The organism is Pseudomonas sp. MWU12-3103b (assembly GCF_023100615.1).
GTDB lineage: Bacteria > Pseudomonadota > Gammaproteobacteria > Pseudomonadales > Pseudomonadaceae > Aquipseudomonas > Aquipseudomonas putida_A.
Window position 1 is genome coordinate 62,703 of sequence record NZ_JALMEY010000021.1, and the last position, 16,665, is coordinate 79,367.

Consider the following 16,665-nt stretch of genomic DNA (forward strand, 5'->3'; position numbering starts at 1 on the left):
GCGAAGAGGGCGATTGCCTCAACACATAATTTTCAGGATGTCCCCATGCTCCAACTGATCCTCGGCGGCGCCCGCTCCGGCAAAAGTCGCCTGGCGGAAAAACTCGCCAGCGACAGCCATCTGGCGGTCACTTACATCGCCACCAGCCAGCCGCTGGACGGCGAAATGAACGCCCGCGTCACCCATCACCGCGCCCGGCGTCCGGCCGAATGGGCGTTGATCGAAGAGCCGCTGCAACTGGCCCGCGTCCTGCGTGAAAACGCCAGTGCCGAGCGTTGCCTGCTGGTGGATTGCCTGACCCTGTGGCTGACCAATCTGCTGATGCTCGATGACGCCGCGCGTCTCGCCGCCGAGCGTGAAGCCCTGCTGGACTGCCTGGCGTCATTGCCGGGGGAAATCATTTTTGTCAGCAACGAGACCGGAATGGGTGTCGTGCCGCTGGGCGAATTGACTCGCCGCTACGTCGATGAAGCCGGTTGGCTGCATCAAGCTCTGGCCGAGCGTTGTCAGCGAGTCGTCCTGACCGTCGCCGGCCTGCCCCTGACCCTGAAAGGACCTGCGTTATGACTCAAGCGTGGTGGTTGAACCCGTGCCAATCCGTGAATGCCGAGATCGTTGAACAGGCGGCGGCGCGCCAACTGCAACTGACCAAACCGGCCGGCTCCCTCGGTCGCCTCGAAAGCGTGGCGGTGCAACTGGCCGGATTGCAGGGACAGATCAAGCCGACCCTTAAGCAAGTCTGGATCGCGATTTTCGCTGGTGATCACGGGGTGGTCGCGGAAGGCGTTTCGGCATTCCCGCAGGAAGTCACTGGGCAGATGTTGCTCAACTTCGTCAGCGGCGGCGCGGCGATCAGCGTGCTGGCGCGGCAGCTCGATGCACAGCTGGAAGTGGTCGATCTGGGCACCGTGACACCGACGTTGAATCTGCCGGGCGTGCGTCATCTGAACATCGGCCCTGGCACGGCGAATTTCGCCAAGGGCGCGGCGATGACCCAGGCACAGGGCGAACTTGCCTTGCAGGCCGGTCGTGACAGCGTGCTGCGCGCCAAAGCCGTTGGTACAGAGTTGTTCATCGGTGGCGAAATGGGCATCGGCAACACCACTGCCGCCAGTGCGCTGGCGTGTGCCTTGCTCGATTGCCCGGTGGTGCACCTGACCGGTCCCGGTACCGGGTTGAATGCCGAGGGCGTCAGCCATAAAGCGCAAGTGATCGAGCGCGCACTGGCGCTGCACGCAGCACAGCGCGGCGATGCGCTGCAAACCCTGTTCAACCTCGGCGGGTTTGAAATCGCCGCACTGGTCGGCGCGTACCTGGCCTGTGCGCAGCAAGGCGTCGCGGTGCTGGTCGACGGCTTTATCTGCACGGTCGCCGCGTTGGTCGCGGTGCGGTTGAATCCGGCCTGCCGCGAGTGGCTGCTGTTCGGTCATCGTGGGGCCGAGCCGGGCCATCGCCATGTGCTGGAAACACTTAACGCCGAACCGTTGCTGGAGCTCGGTTTGCGTCTGGGCGAGGGCAGCGGGGCGGCATTGGCCGTGCCGCTGTTGCGTCTGGCCTGTGACCTTCACGGGCAGATGGCGACGTTCGCCGAAGCAGCGGTGGCGGATCGTCCGGCATGACCTTGCGTCTGGACCTGCTGCGCCACGGTGAGACTGAGCTGGGCGGCGGTTTGCGCGGCAGTCTCGATGATGCGCTCACCGAAAAGGGCTGGGCACAGATGCGTGCCGCGGTGCTGGTGGGCGGGCCGTGGGACCGGCTGATCAGTTCGCCGCTGCAGCGTTGCGCGCGGTTTGCCGCAGAGCTGGGCGAGCAACTGAATCTGCCGGTGCAGTTGGACAAGGATCTGCAGGAACTGCACTTCGGTGCCTGGGAAGGCCAGAGCGCAGCGGCGTTGATGGAGACTGATGCCGAAGCGCTGGGGCTGTTCTGGGCTGATCCCTATGCCTTCACCCCGCCGCAGGGTGAGCCGGTCAGCGATTTTGCGGCTCGCGTGCTGGGCGCGGTTGCGCGGTTGCATCAGGCCAATGCCGGTGAACGCGTTTTGTTGATCAGTCATGGCGGCGTGATGCGTCTGTTGCTGGCGCAGGCGCGAGGTTTGCCGCGTGAGCAGTTGCTCAATGTCGAAGTCGCGCATGCTGCGCTGTTCGCGCTCAGCGTCGAAGCCGATGGCGTGCTCAAGGAAGGTTACTGAGATGCTGCCACTGTGGATCGCCCTGCAATTTCTCAGCAGCTTGCCGATTCGTCTGCCGGGTATGCCTGAGCCGCAACAGCTCGGGCGTTCGCTGTTGTTTTATCCGCTGGTGGGGTTGCTGTTCGGGGGGATTCTCTGGGCATTCAACCTGGCGTTGGCCGGCGCGCCGTTGTTGCTGCATGCGGCGCTGTTGCTGACGGTGTGGGTGCTGCTCAGCGGCGCGCTGCACCTCGACGGACTGGCCGACAGCGCCGATGCCTGGCTCGGTGGTTTCGGTGATCGCGAGCGAACGCTGACGATCATGAAGGATCCGCGCAGCGGGCCGATCGCGGTGGTGGCTCTGGTGTTGGTGTTGCTGCTGAAGTTCTGCGCGTTGCTGGCGTTGATCGAGCAAGGGCATGCGCTGATGTTGATCATCGTGCCGTTGCTGGGGCGGGCGGCGCTGCTGGGGCTGTTTCTGACCACGCCGTATGTGCGCGCGGGTGGGTTGGGGCAGGCGTTGGCTGATCATTTGCCGCGCCGGGCCGGTTGGTGGGTTCTAGGGGCGAGTGCGCTGGCCTGCTTGCTGATTGCCGGGGTGAAAGCGATTGTTGCGCTGGTTGTCGCGTTGGTCGGGTTTGTCTGGCTGCGGCGGGTGATGGTGCGGCGGTTGGGCGGGACTACGGGCGATACGGCGGGGGCGTTGCTGGAATTGCTGGAGATGGTGGTGTTGGTGGGGTTGGCGTTGGCCTGAGATTTCTCTATAACCGTGTCGGCCTCTTCGCGAGCAAGCCCGCTCCCACAGGTATTGAGGGCGTTTGCAGATTTGTTGAGCACTTGCAAAAACTGTGGGAGCTGGCTTGCCAGCGAAGGCGGTGTGTCAGACACCACAAACTTCATTGATAAACTCATGTGTAACTTGATTTAACACAGTCGCGGGTATATACACGCATCATGCTTCCTTCTCAGTGTTTGTGCACCAACCTGCGTCGCGCCGCTCGTGGCGTCAGCAGGCATTACGACGGCGCTCTCGACGGCTTCGGGATCAACGTTGCCCAGTATTCTTTGCTGTGCAACCTGCAGCGTCTGGATCAACCGAGCATCTCGGAACTGGCCGAAGCCATGGGGCTGGATCGCAGCACCCTGGGGCGCAATCTGCGGGTGCTCGAAGGCGAGGGCCTGGTGGCGCTGGCCGAGGGCGAGGACATGCGTAACCGCATCGTCCGGCTCACCGAAACCGGTGCACAACGCCTCGCGGCGGCGCTGCCGGCCTGGGAAGCGGCGCAACAGCGATTGATCGATCGCCTGGGCGCCGAGAAGCGTGAAACCTTGCTGCGACTGTTGGATGAACTGGCCTGAGGGCCGGTTTTTCCGGATTTAAGCGGGTATATACCCGCGAACGGAGAATAACAATGACATCGATGTGGCGTACGTGCGGTTGGGTGTTGCTGGGAAGTGCGCTGATTCTGGCGTTGTCATTGGGCGTGCGGCACGGCTTCGGTCTGTTCCTGTCGCCGATGAGTGCGCAGTTCGGCTGGGGGCGCGAAGTGTTTGCCTTCGCCATCGCCTTGCAGAACCTGATCTGGGGTCTGGCGCAGCCGTTCACTGGCGCGCTGGCTGACCGTTTCGGGGCGGCGAAAGTGGTGCTGGTCGGCGGCGTGCTGTATGCCGCGGGCCTGGTGTGCATGGGGCTGTCCGATTCGGCACTGACCCTGTCGCTGAGTGCCGGTCTGTTGATCGGTATCGGTCTGTCCGGTACGTCGTTCTCGGTGATTCTCGGCGTGGTCGGTCGTGCGGTGCCGCCGGAAAAACGCAGCATGGGCATGGGCATCGCCAGTGCTGCCGGTTCGTTCGGCCAGTTTGCGATGTTGCCGGGCACGCTGGGTTTGATCGGCTGGCTCGGCTGGTCGGCGGCGCTTTTGGTACTCGGTTTGCTGGTGGCGATGATTGTGCCGTTGGTGAGCATGCTCAAGGACAAGCCGCTGCCGGTACTCGGTCATGAGCAGAGCTTGTCCGAAGCGCTGCGCGAAGCCTGCTCGCATTCGGGTTTCTGGTTGTTGGCGTTCGGCTTTTTCGTCTGCGGTTTTCAGGTGGTATTCATTGGCGTGCATTTGCCGGCCTATCTGGTTGATCAGCATCTGCCGGCCACGGTTGGGACCACGGTGCTGGCGCTGATCGGGCTGTTCAATATCTTCGGCACTTACACCGCCGGCTGGCTCGGCGGGCGCATGTCCAAGCCGCGTCTGCTGACGGCGTTGTACCTGCTGCGCGCGGTGGTGATCGTGCTGTTCCTGTGGCTGCCGGTGACGACGACCTCGGCGTACCTGTTCGGCATGGCCATGGGCTTCCTCTGGCTGTCGACGGTGCCATTGACCAACGGCACGGTGGCGACCTTGTTTGGCGTGCGTAACCTGTCCATGCTCGGCGGTATCGTGTTCCTCTTTCATCAGCTCGGTTCGTTCCTGGGCGGCTGGCTGGGTGGGGTGGTGTATGACCGTACCGGGAGTTATGACTTGATCTGGCAAGTGGCGATTCTTTTGAGCCTGCTGGCGGCCGCGCTGAACTGGCCGGTGCGCGAGCGTCCGGTGGCACGACTGCAGCCGGCTGTCGGCGCCGTATGAAACGCTCCTGGCCTCAAATCGCCTTCACCGCACTCGGCGCGCTGTTGCTGGCGCTGGTGTGGTGGGGCTGGCATCAGGGCGGCCTGGCGTTAATGCAGTTGGGCCTGGGCGCTTGCTTGTAGGCTTGGATGGCGAGTAACGTCGGGAGTCTGATGACTGCTCAAAGGATGCCCTGACATGCTCATGCGCTGGTGTGCTGTACCCGCGTTGCTGATGGCGTTGACCGGACTGGCCCAGGCCGCTGACTGTCCGGAGGCGCTGCAAGGTTCGTTGCCCAAGTTGCGCGCCAAGGAATCCGTCGATCTGTGCCAGCGCTACGCCGGCAAGCCGCTGGTGGTGGTCAATACCGCCAGTTTCTGCGGCTTTGCCCCGCAGTTCGAGGGCCTCGAAGCGCTCAATCAGCATTACAAGGCGCAAGGCCTGGAAATGCTCGGCGTGCCGTCCAATGACTTCAAGCAGGAGTCCAAGGACAGCGCCGAAACCGCCAAGGTCTGCTACGCCAACTACGGCGTGACGTTCACCATGACCGAGCCGCAGAAAGTCCGTGGCGACGATGCTACTCACTTGTTCAAGGTGCTGGCCGAGCAGAGCAGCGCGCCGAAGTGGAATTTCTACAAGTATGTGATTGATCGACAGGGCAAAGTGATTGCCAATTTCTCCAGTCTGACCAAACCGGATGATCCGGAGTTTATTGCGGCGGTTGAAAAGGCCATCGCCTCAAAACCTCTCAACTGATAACACACGCTTTTTGTGGGAGCGGGCTTGCTCGCGAGGGCTGCGGATCATTCATCACTTGTTCTGGATGTCAGACCGCATTCGCGAGCAAGCCCGCTCCCACATTTGATCTGGGGTGTTTGAGCAGGTATTAAAAAGCCCCGCTTTCTGTAAAGAGAGCGGGGCTTTTCTGTGGGCGAGGGTTTAGCCTCGCCGTGCAGCATCAGAAGCGGTAAGTTGCGCCAACACCGAAACCGTTTGCCGAGTTTTCATACTTGGCATCGTAGGTCTGGCCACGATCGTTCTGGTTGTGGATCTTGACCGACTCTTCCTTCAGGTACGAGTAAGCCACGTCGATGGTCAGGTCTTCGGTCGGGCTCCAGCCGGCACCGATGCTGAAAATGGTGCGGTCGCCAGTAGGAATGCGTGGCGAACGGTCGACGTTGTTGGTCGGCGACTGATCGAAGGTCAGACCGGTACGCAGTACCCATTCCTTGTTCAGCTGGTACGAAGTGCCCACGGCGTAAGCCCAGGAGTCGTGCCAGTTCTGCTCTTCGGTGATCTCGCCGAACTGGCCGGCCAGCAGCGGCTGTACGCCGGAGTTTTCAACGGTGATTTTCTTCAACTGGCTCCAGCGGGTCCAGGTCGAACCGGCATAGACGTTCCAGCGGTCGTTGATCGCCTGAGTAACCGAGAAGTCCACGGATTCAGGGGTGGTGATCTTCAGCGAAGCGTCGTACTTCTGGCTGGCACCCAGACCGACTGCAGCCAGTGCGCCGTAGTTGACCTTGGTGTTGCCTTCGAGCTTGTAGTCGACTTTCGAGTGGTAGGTCAGACCCAGGCGAGTGGTGTCGGTGGCCTGTACCAGTACGCCGATGTTGTAGCCCAGCGCGGTGTCGTCACCCTTGATCTTGACCTTGCCGTCCGGCGCCAACTGAGTCACCGAGAGGTTCGACTCGAGGGTGCCGTCGATGCGGTTGATGGTCGGACCGAAACCTACCGAGACCACGTCGTTGAACTTATAGCTGACAGTCGGCTGGAAGGTGATGACCTGGACTTCGGACTTGCTGCCGAAGTAGCGGCCGGCAAAGCCTTTTTCGTAGTCGGTAATCAGGCCGAACGGCACGTACACGCCGAGGCCGAATGCCCAATGCTCGTCGATCGGTTTGACGTAGAAGCCCATAGGTACGGAGGTGAAGGGCACCATGTCGCCTTTGTTGCTGCCGCCGTTAGGGCTGGAGCTGGCGTCGCTGATATCGGTCTTGGCATCGAGAAATGCAACACCGCCAGTGACTTGTTCGCGCGTGAGGCGCGACATGCCGGCAGGGTTGCCATATACAGTGCTTGCGTCGTCGGCAGAAGAGGATCGCCCAGCGTAACCAGTACCCATCCCGCTGATGCTGTGTTCGTTGATGGCAAAGCCAGCTGCGAAGATCTGGGTGGATGCCATGGTAACGGCGAGGCTAAGGGTGGTTTTGAGCATGACTTTTTTCATTATTAGAACTCCTGGTGATCACCGGGGCGAAAATTACCAACATTTTCGTCCCAGCGCTATAGTCCGTATGGCTTGAGTTAGAGCGGTTTTGTAGGACAATCCGACCAGATTCGCGACCTGTTGAGCGATCTTCTGAAACTCGCCAGTCAACACGCGACCTGATTCACCGGTGAAACACAGGTTTGCCAGGCGTAGGTGAAGTCGCGCAGACGACCTTGCGGCTGGAAGGTCTGACGCCAGATTCGCGCCATGCCCAGCAGATCGTCCGGGGCGGGGAGGGTGGTGTGTTGTTCTTCTACCAGCAGCCAGGCGATGGCGGTGGCGTAACGCAGGTTGACGGTCAATTCCAGGTGCGGGCCGCTCAAAAAAGCATGTTGGCTGGCGAGGCCGCGAACCAGGCTCGCACGCTCCGGATCGAGTGCCAGATAGTGATCCCAAAGGGCCTGGTGGCGGTGCTCGGCAATCCGGTAGAGGCCGTGGCCACGGCGGTCATGCAGGGCGGAACCGAGGGCGGACTGGCTGGCGGCAATGCCCAGCAGCAGGGATTCGGCAGTTGCGCAGTGGCGTCCCAGATAAATCAGTGTGGGACGGATCACATAGCGGCACAGTTCGCTGGCAGCGATACCCATAATGCCCTCGATTCTTGTAATTGGGCGGCGATACCTGAAGGGGCCTTGGCAGCGGTGGATCGACTCAGGCTCGCCGAAAGCGGATCAAGCCGCTTGAGTTGAAGTGTAGTGTCATATTCACGACGTAAAGGCCTGTTTTTAAAATATTTCCGGCAGCGAGCCACAGGCGTTATATCCGAAGGTGCTTAGGCGTGAATGGCTAAAAGCGAAATATCGGGCAATAAAAAACCCCGCATTTTGTGCGGGGCTTTTGCTTTTGCAGCCTTTTCGGCTCTCAGGCAATCAATGCCTGACGCGTACGATCAATAATGGCCTGCAGCGGTTCGGCGCTGGAGTATTGATCGGGGTACAGACGCTCGCTGTGGCGAGCGATCCCGTGTTCATTGACCACGGTGAAGCTGAAGCAGCCTTTGCGAGCGGCCATGATCAGGCAGTTCATTGGGGCAAAAGCGTTGGTTAGGGTGCGAATGGCATCCTGAGTCTGGATTTGAGTAGACATAGTTATTAGGTGTTCCTACAAATGACACGGATAAGAACCGTGCAACGTTAAAACGTTCCAGTAATGTCGACCACCATTGGTCGAACAAAGAACCCGACTGGAACAAAGCAGCCAGTTTGAAGCGCTGATAAGTTGGCGCGCTTGGGCTGGCAGGTAGGTACTTAGGAGGACAGGCAACACATCGAGGGCAAAGGTTCTGGGCCCGGGGTGAAGATCCTGATCAATTTGCAGGCTGGTTCGGTCAGAGTAAGTGGTCTTCGCAACACCCTTTGCATTCATTCAAAGGCAGTGTCGGCGCAAGATTTACCTGGAAACCATCGAGGGGTCGTTCCCGCTTTTTTCGGTGAAGGGCTTCTGGGAAGAAGGTTGACCGTGGGGATGTGTTCGACCGGAATTGACTTTCAGCTTGGTACTAACGCCGCGGATAGTAACGGAACGTCCTGGGCAATGCAAACCCGGCGGCAAAAAAAGATTTCGGTCGGTGGCGCGGATCACCGGGGACAGGGCTGGCCCCTTCGCGAGCAGGCTCGTTCCCACAGGAGAACGGGGCCGATTGTAGGAGCGAGCCTGCTCGCGAAGAAACCATCCGTCGCCACAAAAGCGTGCAGCCATGCCCAGCGCCAACCCGCTTATCCCCAGTCCGAGGCGCAAAACGGGCCAAAAAAGCGCATCGATATAACCGGGTAACAGGTACTTGTGCACATTAGTTGCGCAGACGGTAACCTTGCTGTCATATCAATCCTGACCCCGATGGCTGCCTGTATCAAAAGTTTAAGTCAATGAAAAATATCGTCTTTTTTTGTTGGTGAAAAAATCGTCAGTTTGACTGCGAGCCCCATTCCACAAGGCTTTGCGGAGGTTCGGGAGCGGTTGTCCACTGAGTTATCCACAGCTTCTGTGGATTGTCCCTAGCGCTTGCTCTAGGACGGGCGTGCCGGGTTTTTTTCGACTTTACCTGTACGAAAAAGAGAGTAGAGTGGCGCGCCTTCCGATCTGTCCCACAGTGTTTTATGAAGTTTCGCTCAGTATCAGACTCTGTTACCTCCGAACACCCTCGTGTTACCCCTCCCAAGCGATTTTCCGTGCGTGTGGCCGAATGGCTGCTCGACAGCCCGCGCCTGGGCGATAGCCGTAATGCCAAGCATCTGGCGGGACGTCTGCTCAAGCAACCGGCGCGCGAAGGCGTGGTCGCCGCGCAAAGTCGTCTCGGCCAATTGATGTGCCGCGAGTGCGGCAATGCCCGTGATCGGCGCATCGGGCAGGATCTGCTGCGCCAGGCCGCCCGCGCCGGCGACCGTCGTGCACAACGGGAACTCGGTCTGCTCGAAGACTGAGCTGTCCAACGCTCCACGCCTTGGTTAACCTTCAGGCTTTATCGAATCGGCAGGAGTGGCTATGGCTATGGACTTGACCAGCGTGTTGCTGGGTCTGGCGGGCGCGGGATTGCCGCTGCTGGCGCTGGCCTGGCAACTGCAGCGGCGGGCCAGTGATCGGCAAGCCGAGGTCGCCTTGCTCGAAGAGCGTCTGGCCATGGCGCAACTGGCGCAGGACGGGCTCAACGCCCAACTTGAAGCCAGCCGCGATGAAATCGTCGACCTCGGCCAGGCCAATGCCGCCAAACAGGCGGAGCTGGCGGCCCTGCGCCGCGAAGTCGAGCTGCTGCAGATCGAGCGTGATGACGCCCGTGACGCTTCCCACGCGTGGAACATCGAGCGTGCCAACAAAGAGGCCGAATTGCGGCGTCTCGACGCACAGGCCGCGTCGCTCAACGCCGAACTGCGCGAGCAACAGGAAAGCCATCAACAACGCCTCAACGACCTGCAAGGCTCGCGCGATGAGCTGCGCGCGCAATTCGCCGAGCTGGCAGGGAAGATCTTCGATGAACGTGAACAGCGTTTTGCCGAGACCAGTCAACAGCGCCTCGGGCAGTTGCTCGATCCGCTGAAAGAACGCATCCAATCCTTCGAAAAACGCGTGGAAGAAAGCTATCAGGCCGAAGCCCGCGAACGCTTCTCGCTGGCCAAGGAGCTGGAGCGTCTGCAAGCGCTGAATCTGCGCCTGAGCGACGAAGCGACCAACCTGACCCGCGCCCTCAAAGGCCAGAAGACCCAAGGCAACTGGGGTGAGCTGATTCTTGAGCGGGTGCTGGAACACGCGGGTCTGGAGAAGGGTCGCGAGTACCAGACTCAGGTCAACCTCAAGGGGCCGGACGGCGAGCGCTTCCAGCCGGATGTGATCATTTACCTGCCGGGCGACAAGCAGGTGGTGGTCGACTCCAAGGTCAGCCTCACTGCCTATCAGCAGTACGTTGCCGCCGAAGATGACACCCTCGGCCAGGTCGCGATCAAGCAGCACGTGCTGTCTCTGCGCAGCCACGTCAAGGGCCTCGCCGGCAAGGATTACAAGCGTCTGGAAGGCCTGCACAGCCTCGATTTCGTCTTGCTGTTCGTGCCGATCGAAGCGGCATTTTCCGCCGCCCTGCAAGCCGAGCCGGCGTTGTTCCAGGAAGCGTTCGACCGCAACATCGTGATCGTCAGCCCGACCACGTTGCTGGCGACGTTACGGGTGATCGATAGCCTGTGGAAGCAGGAGCGGCAAAGCCAGAACGCGCGGGAAATCGCCGAGCGTGCCGGCTGGCTGTACGACAAATTCGTGCTGTTCATTCAGGATCTGGACGAAGTCGGCAATCGCCTGCAACAGCTGGACAAGGCCTACAGCTCGGCGCGCAACAAACTCACGGAAGGGCGCGGCAACCTGGTCAGCCGCAGTGAGCAGCTCAAATTGCTCGGCGCGCGGGCCAGCAAGAGTTTGCCGGCGGATCTGCTGGAGCGGGCGATGACCGATGTCGATGGGCTGGTCGAAATCCCGGAATAACCCGAAGAGCTTCGCGAGCAGGCTCGCTCCCACAGTGAAATGCATTCCAAAGGTGGGAGCGGGCTTGCTCGCGAAGGCGTCAGCGGTAGCGCTGCAACACTCAAGTCAAACGGTTACAGCGGCACATACCGACTCAGCAACGCCCGCAACGCCGCCGGTTTCACCGGTTTGGCCAGATAATCCAGCCCCGCCGCATGCACCTGCGCCACCGTCTCCGGGCGGCCATCGGCGCTGATCACCACCCCCGGCACCGGCTCGCCTAACGTGGTGCGCAACCACGCCATCAGCTCGGTTCCGGTATCGCCGTGGTCGAGGTGATAGTCGACCAGTGCCAATTGCGGCCGCACACCCTCATTCAGCAACGCCGCGCATTCCTCGCGATTACGCGCCGTCCACACCTGACAGCCCCAACGGCTCAGCAGGCTGTTCATGCCAATCAGAATGCTGTCTTCATTGTCGATGCACAGCACCTGCGCGCCACTGAGCAGCTTGCCGTTCAACTCCACCGCGGCGTTCTGCGGCAGCGCTTGCGTCCGGGCCAATGGCACGCTGACGCTGAACACGCTGCCGCGTCCCGGCCACGAGCGTACGCGCAGGGTATGGCCGAGCACGCGACATAAACCGTCGGCAATCGCCAGGCCCAGGCCGAGGCCTTTTTCGGCGCGGGTCTGATGGCTGTCGAGGCGCTTGAACTCCTCGAAAATCACTTGTTGTTTGTCTTCCGGAATCCCCGGCCCGCGATCCCACACTTCCAGACACAATTCACTGCCGCGACGGCGCACGCCTAGCAACACCGGCCCTTTGGCGTAGCGGAAAGCGTTGGTCAGGAAGTTCTGCAGAATCCGCCGCAGCAATTTGATGTCGCTGTCGATGCGCAACTGGCTGCCGCGCACACGGAACTTCAGGCCTTGTTCCTGGGCCAGCGCCTTGAATTCGGCGCCGAGCGTATCGAACAGCTCATTGAGCGCGAACGACTTGCGATCCGGGTTGATCTTGCCGTTTTCCAGGCGGGAAATATCCAGCAGGTCGCTGATCAGGTCTTCTGCCGAACGCAGCGAACTGTCGAGGTGTTGCACCAGTTTCTGCGCCTCGCTGCTCAAGCCGTCGTCCTGATGGGAGAGGGCGGCAGAGAACAGGCGCGCGGCGTTCAACGGCTGCATCAAGTCATGGCTGACGGCGGCGAGGAAACGGGTTTTCGACTGATTCGCGGCCTCGGCATGGCCCTTGGCTTCGGTCAGCGCGACGTTGAGCTGTGACAACTCCTGCGTGCGCTCGCTGACCCGTTGCTCCAGACCTTCGTTGGCCTCAGTCAGCGCCTGCTCGGCTTCGCGGAACGCGGTGATGTCGGTGAAACTCATGACGAAACCGCCGCCGGGCATCGGGTTGCCGATCAGCTCGATCACCCGGCCATTGGGGAACAGGCGTTCGGACGTGTGCGCACGGCCCTGACGCATCCAGTGCAGGCGCCGGGCGACGTGGACTTCCGCTTCGCCGGGGCCGCACAGGCCACGTTCGGCGTTGTAGCGAATGATGTCGGCAATCGGTCGGCCGACGCTGATCAAACCGTCCGGGTAGTTGAACAACTCCAGATAGCGGCGGTTCCAGGCCACCAGCTTCAGCGACTGGTCGACCACGCTGATGCCCTGGGTGATGTTCTCGATCGCGCCTTGCAGCAGGGCGCGGTTGAACTGCAGCACTTCCGAGGCTTCGTCAGCGATCCGGACGACGTCCTCCAACTGCATTTCCCGACCTTCAATCGCGGCTTTTACTACCGCGCGCGTCGACGAAGCGCCGAGCACACCGGCCAGCAGACGTTCGGTGTGGGCGATCCATTCGCCATCGGCATTCTGGTTAGGATTGAAGCCCTTGCCCTGGCGGTAGGCGAAACGAATGAAGCTCTGCCGCGCGCGTTCCTCACCGACAAAGCGCGCCGCCAGTTGCAGCAAATCGTCGATCTGCACTGCGAGCATCGAACGCGCACTCGGCCGCGCGCTGATTTCCTGACCGATGAAGCGCCCGGCCTGCCAGTGTTCCGAGACTCGCGTACGCGACAGCACCGAAACCCAGGCGAACAACGTGAAATTGCCCGCCAGCGACAGCACCACACCTTGGGTCAGCGGAGTGATCGGCAGGTTCAGCGGGTTGCTGTGCAGCCACGCCAGGCCCGGGAACGTGCTCAGCGACCAGCCGAGACTGTGGGCGGCAATCGGCAGGATCAGCGTGTAGAACCAGAGGAACGTACCGGCGGCCAGACCGGCGAAAACCCCGCGACGGTTGGCCTGCTTCCAGTACAGCGCGCCGAGCATCGCCGGGGCCAGTTGGGTGACGGCGGCGAAGGCGATCTGGCCGATGGTCGCCAGGCTCGCGGTGGAGCCGAGCAAGCGGTAACTGACGTAGGCCAGCAACAGAATCAGCACGATGCTCACGCGGCGCACCGAAAGCATCCACTGGCGGAACACTTCGAACGGGCGCTCGGCGTTGTTACGGCGCAGCAACCACGGCAAAAGCATGTCGTTGGAGACCATGGTCGACAGCGCTACGCTGGCCACGATCACCATGCCGGTGGCGGCCGACGCGCCGCCGATGAACGCCAGCAACGCCAGGGCCGGATGGGCCTGGGCCAGCGGCAGGCTGATCACGAACGAGTCGGGCAACACGTGACTCGGCAGCATCATCTGTCCGGCGAGGGCGATCGGCACCACGAACAGCGCGGCCAGCGCCAGATACGCCGGGAACACCCACTTGGCCAGACGCAGGTCCTGCGGGTCGATGTTCTCCACCACCGTGACGTGAAACTGCCGCGGCAGGCAAATGATCGCCATCATCGCCACCCCGGTCTGCACCACCATCGATGGCCAGTTAATCGTTTCCTTCCAGTATTCCTCGAGGCGCGGCGCGAGCATCGCCTGATTGAACAGGTCGTCAAAACCGTCGTACAGCCCGTAGGTCACGAACGCGCCAACGGCAAGAAAGGCGAACAGCTTGACCAGCGATTCAAACGCAATCGCCAGTACCATGCCGCGGTGGTGCTCGGTGGCATCGAGGTTGCGCGTACCGAAGACGATGGTGAACAGCGCCAGCACCAGCGAGACGATCAGCGCGGTGTCCTGGGCGCGGGTGCCCATGGCGTCGGCCCCGGCGCCGATCAGCAGATTCACGCCAAGGACGATGCCTTTGAGTTGCAGAGCGATATAGGGCAGGACGCCAACCAGACAGATCAGCGCCACCACCACCGCCAGCGATTGAGATTTGCCGTAGCGCGCGGCGATGAAGTCGGCAATCGAGGTGATGTTCTCCTGCTTGCTGATCATCACCATTTTCTGCAGGACCCACGGCGCGCCCAGCAGCAACAGGATCGGCCCGAGGTAGATCGGCAGGAATGACCACAGCTGTTCCGCCGCCTGACCAACCGCGCCGAAGAACGTCCAACTGGTGCAATAAACCGCCAGTGACAGGCTGTACACCCACGCGCGCATCCGGGGCGGCAACGGCGTGCTGCGACGGTCGCCGTAGAAGGCGATGGCGAACATGATGGCCATATAGGCCAGGGCGACGGCGGCGATCAGCCCGGTGGACAACGACATGCAACACTCCCGACAAAAGACTCCCCGGCAGTCCTGCCCGGGCGGACAGTCTCGCATGAGTATGGCGGTTAGTCAGTGTCGACCAAGGTCGTGGCGTGGCGGGGTGTCGCAGGTTTGAAACCGGGTGGTTTTATGGTGACTCGTCAGGCCCCATCGCGAGCAGGCTCACTCCTACAGGTGGAACGCATTCCAATTGTAGGAGTGAGCCTGCTCGCGAAGGCGTCAGTCCTGTCGCAGTGCGATATCGATCAACCGATGCAGCTCATCCACCTCCAGCGCCGCCGCCGAAAACAGAATCCGGAACACCACCGGCGCCACCACCAGATTGATCAGATGATCAACGCTCGGCGCCGGCTCGTCAGTGTGACGCTCGATGATGGTCTGCAACTGCGCGCCAAGAATCGTCACGCAGTACCCCGGCGTGGCGCTGGCCTGCACGTCGCGCATCATGTTGCGCCCCGGCTCCGAACTCATTTCGTCCAGATATTGCTCGGCCCAGGCGCGGATATCACCGCGCAGGTCACCGGTCACCGCCGGTTCGCTGTCAGGGCGCATGCGGGCGAGGGCGACGTCTGCGAGCAACGCCGCCAAATCACCCCATCGCCGATAGATCGTCGACGGCGTCACTCCCGCGCGCGCCGCAATTTGCGGCACGGTCACGGTGCTGCGCTCCTGTTCTTGCAGAAGTGCGCGGACTGCCGAATGAATCGACTCTTGCACCCGGGCACTGCGGCCACCGGGGCGTAAACCTTCTTTAATAGCCATGCGCCAGACCTTAACACAAAGAATTTGCTTTAAGCCAAAGCCGGGAGCACACTCCGCAAAAGCAAAAAATTAGCTTTTGCGGAGTGTGCCCATGACCAGCCTTGCTTCCAACCGTGGCAGCCTGATTTTTCTGGCGATCACCTTACTCAGTTTTCTCGCCGCTTCCACGGCGCCGACGCCGTTGTATCACCTGTATCAGGATCAACTGCACTTCTCGGCAGCGGTGCTGACCCTGATTTTCGGCGTGTATGCCCTGAGTCTGCTGGCGGCGCTGTTGACGGTCGGTTCGCTGTCCGATCATCTGGGGCGCAAACCAGTGATTTTCACTGCCGTGCTGCTCAATGCGCTGGCGATGGTGCTGTTTATCAGCGCCGACAGTGTTGCCTGGCTGATCAGCGCCCGCGTGCTGCAAGGTTTCGCCACCGGCATGGCCACCGCCGTTTTGAGCGCCACACTGCTCGACACCGATCGCCAACAAGGGCCATTGATCAACAGCGTCGCACCGTTGCTTGGTATGGCGCTGGGCAGCATGGGCTGTGGTTTGCTGGCCGAGTTCGCACCCGCGCCGTTGCAATTGACCTACTGGCTGCTGCTGGCGCTGTTTGTGTTGCAGGCGGTGTACGTCTGGCGTCTGCCGGAAAGCGTCACCCCGCAAGCCGGGGCCTGGGCTTCGCTGCGGCCGACCCTGCATGTGCCGGTTCAGGCGCGTTCGACCTTGTGGCGGGTGCTGCCGCTGAACACCGCAACCTGGGCCCTCGGCGGTTTTTTTGCCTCGCTGGCACCGTCGCTGGTGCGCACCGCCACCGGCTCGACGTCGAACCTGATCGGCGGCGCGACTGTCTCGGCGCTGACCGTGACCGGAGCCTTGATGATCTTCACTTTGCGCAATCGTCCCGCCGGCAAAGCCCTGCAAATCGGCGCCAGTCTGCTGCCTATCGGCGTGCTGCTGATTTTGCTCGGCGTGCACAGCGCCAGTCTGGCGCTGTTTTTCCTCGGCACACTGGTCGCCGGTTGCGGCTTTGGCTCGGGTTTCCTCGGCGCGGTGCGCAGCCTGGTGCCGTTGGCCCTACCGCATGAACGGGCCGGTTTGATGTCGGCGTACTACGCGCTGAGTTATCTGGCGTTCTGCTTGCCGGCGTTGCTGGCTGGGCATTTGACCCGAGCCTATGGGTTGCTGGCGACCACCGACGGCTACGGCGCCGGATTGATCGTCCTGGCCGTCGCCGCGCTGTTGCTCAGCCTGCGCCCGCAAGCAGTGAAGGCTTGCAGCACTCCATAAACGTGATGGTTTCAGTTACCTTTGTCCGGCCTTCT

At 61.4% G+C, this 16,665-nt stretch carries 16 protein-coding genes; 11 read left to right on the forward strand and 5 right to left on the reverse strand.

Features of this window, described 5'->3' with window-relative positions; genetic code table 11:
• Positions 1–45: 45 nt before the first annotated feature.
• The 8 genes from cobU to M0808_RS25910 all read left to right on the forward strand — a co-directional run bounded on the left by cobU (position 46) and on the right by M0808_RS25910 (position 5,526).
• Entirely contained in the window at positions 46–567 is a 522-nt protein-coding gene (gene cobU / locus M0808_RS25880) for a bifunctional adenosylcobinamide kinase/adenosylcobinamide-phosphate guanylyltransferase (protein ID WP_247842940.1), read from the forward strand.
• Positions 564–1,619: a nicotinate-nucleotide--dimethylbenzimidazole phosphoribosyltransferase gene (gene cobT / locus M0808_RS25885; protein WP_247842942.1), complete on the forward strand. Its 1,056-nt coding sequence runs from the start codon at positions 564–566 to the stop codon at positions 1,617–1,619. The genes cobU and cobT overlap by 4 nt, the downstream gene beginning before the upstream one ends.
• On the forward strand, positions 1,616–2,191 hold the full coding sequence (gene cobC / locus M0808_RS25890) for an alpha-ribazole phosphatase family protein (protein WP_247842944.1): 576 nt from the start codon (positions 1,616–1,618) through the stop codon (positions 2,189–2,191). The genes cobT and cobC overlap by 4 nt, the downstream gene beginning before the upstream one ends.
• Position 2,192: 1 nt before the next feature.
• Positions 2,193–2,924: an adenosylcobinamide-GDP ribazoletransferase gene (locus tag M0808_RS25895; RefSeq protein ID WP_247842946.1), complete on the forward strand. Its 732-nt coding sequence runs from the start codon at positions 2,193–2,195 to the stop codon at positions 2,922–2,924.
• A 200-nt stretch (positions 2,925–3,124) separates the two neighbouring features.
• The gene (locus M0808_RS25900; protein WP_007950413.1) at positions 3,125–3,529 is read left to right on the forward strand and encodes a MarR family transcriptional regulator; all 405 of its coding nucleotides are present in this window, start codon (positions 3,125–3,127) and stop codon (positions 3,527–3,529) included.
• Positions 3,530–3,582: 53 nt separating this feature from the next.
• Positions 3,583–4,791, forward strand: a complete 1,209-nt coding sequence (locus tag M0808_RS25905; RefSeq protein ID WP_096797412.1) for an MFS transporter — start codon at positions 3,583–3,585, stop codon at positions 4,789–4,791.
• A complete protein-coding gene (locus M0808_RS28530) occupies positions 4,788–4,913 on the forward strand; it encodes a hypothetical protein (RefSeq protein WP_256214479.1) in 126 nt (41 codons plus the stop codon). Before M0808_RS25905 ends, M0808_RS28530 begins: the two co-directional genes overlap by 4 nt.
• A 55-nt stretch (positions 4,914–4,968) precedes the next feature.
• Positions 4,969–5,526, forward strand: a complete 558-nt coding sequence (locus tag M0808_RS25910; RefSeq protein ID WP_096797413.1) for a redoxin domain-containing protein — start codon at positions 4,969–4,971, stop codon at positions 5,524–5,526.
• A 202-nt stretch (positions 5,527–5,728) separates the two neighbouring features.
• On the opposite strand, the gene M0808_RS25915 is transcribed toward M0808_RS25910, so the two are convergent.
• From M0808_RS25915 to M0808_RS25925, 3 genes are all read right to left on the reverse strand, one after another.
• Positions 5,729–7,000: an outer membrane protein transport protein gene (locus M0808_RS25915; protein ID WP_247842948.1), complete on the reverse strand. Its 1,272-nt coding sequence runs from the start codon at positions 6,998–7,000 to the stop codon at positions 5,729–5,731.
• A 146-nt stretch (positions 7,001–7,146) separates the two neighbouring features.
• Positions 7,147–7,629, reverse strand: coding sequence for a hypothetical protein (locus tag M0808_RS25920; protein WP_096797718.1), 483 nt, complete (start codon positions 7,627–7,629; stop codon positions 7,147–7,149).
• Positions 7,630–7,903: 274 nt separating this feature from the next.
• Positions 7,904–8,128, reverse strand: a complete 225-nt coding sequence (locus M0808_RS25925) for a hypothetical protein (RefSeq protein ID WP_007962908.1) — start codon at positions 8,126–8,128, stop codon at positions 7,904–7,906.
• Positions 8,129–9,138: 1,010 nt separating this feature from the next.
• Here M0808_RS25925 and M0808_RS25930 point away from each other — a divergent pair.
• Positions 9,139–9,462, forward strand: a complete 324-nt coding sequence (locus M0808_RS25930; RefSeq protein WP_081730279.1) for a sel1 repeat family protein — start codon at positions 9,139–9,141, stop codon at positions 9,460–9,462.
• A gap of 175 nt (positions 9,463–9,637) precedes the next feature.
• On the forward strand, positions 9,638–11,002 hold the full coding sequence (gene rmuC, locus M0808_RS25935; protein WP_167734194.1) for a DNA recombination protein RmuC: 1,365 nt from the start codon (positions 9,638–9,640) through the stop codon (positions 11,000–11,002).
• 113 nt (positions 11,003–11,115) lie between these two features.
• Here the strand turns inward: rmuC and M0808_RS25940 are convergent, their stop codons facing one another.
• Both M0808_RS25940 and M0808_RS25945 read right to left on the reverse strand, forming a co-directional pair.
• On the reverse strand, positions 11,116–14,586 hold the full coding sequence (locus M0808_RS25940) for a PAS domain-containing hybrid sensor histidine kinase/response regulator (RefSeq protein WP_247842956.1): 3,471 nt from the start codon (positions 14,584–14,586) through the stop codon (positions 11,116–11,118).
• A 222-nt stretch (positions 14,587–14,808) separates the two neighbouring features.
• Positions 14,809–15,351: a TetR/AcrR family transcriptional regulator gene (locus M0808_RS25945; protein ID WP_247842958.1), complete on the reverse strand. Its 543-nt coding sequence runs from the start codon at positions 15,349–15,351 to the stop codon at positions 14,809–14,811.
• A gap of 91 nt (positions 15,352–15,442) precedes the next feature.
• On the opposite strand from M0808_RS25945, the gene M0808_RS25950 reads away from it, so the two are divergent.
• Positions 15,443–16,630 carry an MFS transporter gene (locus tag M0808_RS25950; RefSeq protein WP_247842960.1) on the forward strand — a complete coding sequence of 396 codons (1,188 nt, stop codon included), beginning with the start codon at positions 15,443–15,445 and terminating at the stop codon, positions 16,628–16,630.
• Positions 16,631–16,665 lie beyond the last annotated feature (35 nt).

Excerpts from the sequence above, each read along its gene's own strand:
- cobU (WP_247842940.1), top strand. The coding sequence starts at position 46 with ATGCTCCAACTGATCCTCGGCGGCGCCCGCTCCGGCAAAAGTCGCCTG.
- cobT (WP_247842942.1), top strand. The coding sequence starts at position 564 with ATGACTCAAGCGTGGTGGTTGAACCCGTGCCAATCCGTGAATGCCGAG.
- cobC (WP_247842944.1), top strand. The coding sequence starts at position 1,616 with ATGACCTTGCGTCTGGACCTGCTGCGCCACGGTGAGACTGAGCTGGGC.
- M0808_RS25895 (WP_247842946.1), top strand. The coding sequence starts at position 2,193 with ATGCTGCCACTGTGGATCGCCCTGCAATTTCTCAGCAGCTTGCCGATT.
- M0808_RS25900 (WP_007950413.1), top strand. The coding sequence starts at position 3,125 with ATGCTTCCTTCTCAGTGTTTGTGCACCAACCTGCGTCGCGCCGCTCGT.
- M0808_RS25905 (WP_096797412.1), top strand. The coding sequence starts at position 3,583 with ATGACATCGATGTGGCGTACGTGCGGTTGGGTGTTGCTGGGAAGTGCG.
- M0808_RS28530 (WP_256214479.1), top strand. The coding sequence starts at position 4,788 with ATGAAACGCTCCTGGCCTCAAATCGCCTTCACCGCACTCGGCGCGCTG.
- M0808_RS25910 (WP_096797413.1), top strand. The coding sequence starts at position 4,969 with ATGCTCATGCGCTGGTGTGCTGTACCCGCGTTGCTGATGGCGTTGACC.
- M0808_RS25915 (WP_247842948.1), bottom strand. The coding sequence starts at position 7,000 with ATGAAAAAAGTCATGCTCAAAACCACCCTTAGCCTCGCCGTTACCATG.
- M0808_RS25920 (WP_096797718.1), bottom strand. The coding sequence starts at position 7,629 with ATGGGTATCGCTGCCAGCGAACTGTGCCGCTATGTGATCCGTCCCACA.
- M0808_RS25925 (WP_007962908.1), bottom strand. The coding sequence starts at position 8,128 with ATGTCTACTCAAATCCAGACTCAGGATGCCATTCGCACCCTAACCAAC.
- M0808_RS25930 (WP_081730279.1), top strand. The coding sequence starts at position 9,139 with ATGAAGTTTCGCTCAGTATCAGACTCTGTTACCTCCGAACACCCTCGT.
- M0808_RS25940 (WP_247842956.1), bottom strand. The coding sequence starts at position 14,586 with ATGTCGTTGTCCACCGGGCTGATCGCCGCCGTCGCCCTGGCCTATATG.
- M0808_RS25945 (WP_247842958.1), bottom strand. The coding sequence starts at position 15,351 with ATGGCTATTAAAGAAGGTTTACGCCCCGGTGGCCGCAGTGCCCGGGTG.
- M0808_RS25950 (WP_247842960.1), top strand. The coding sequence starts at position 15,443 with ATGACCAGCCTTGCTTCCAACCGTGGCAGCCTGATTTTTCTGGCGATC.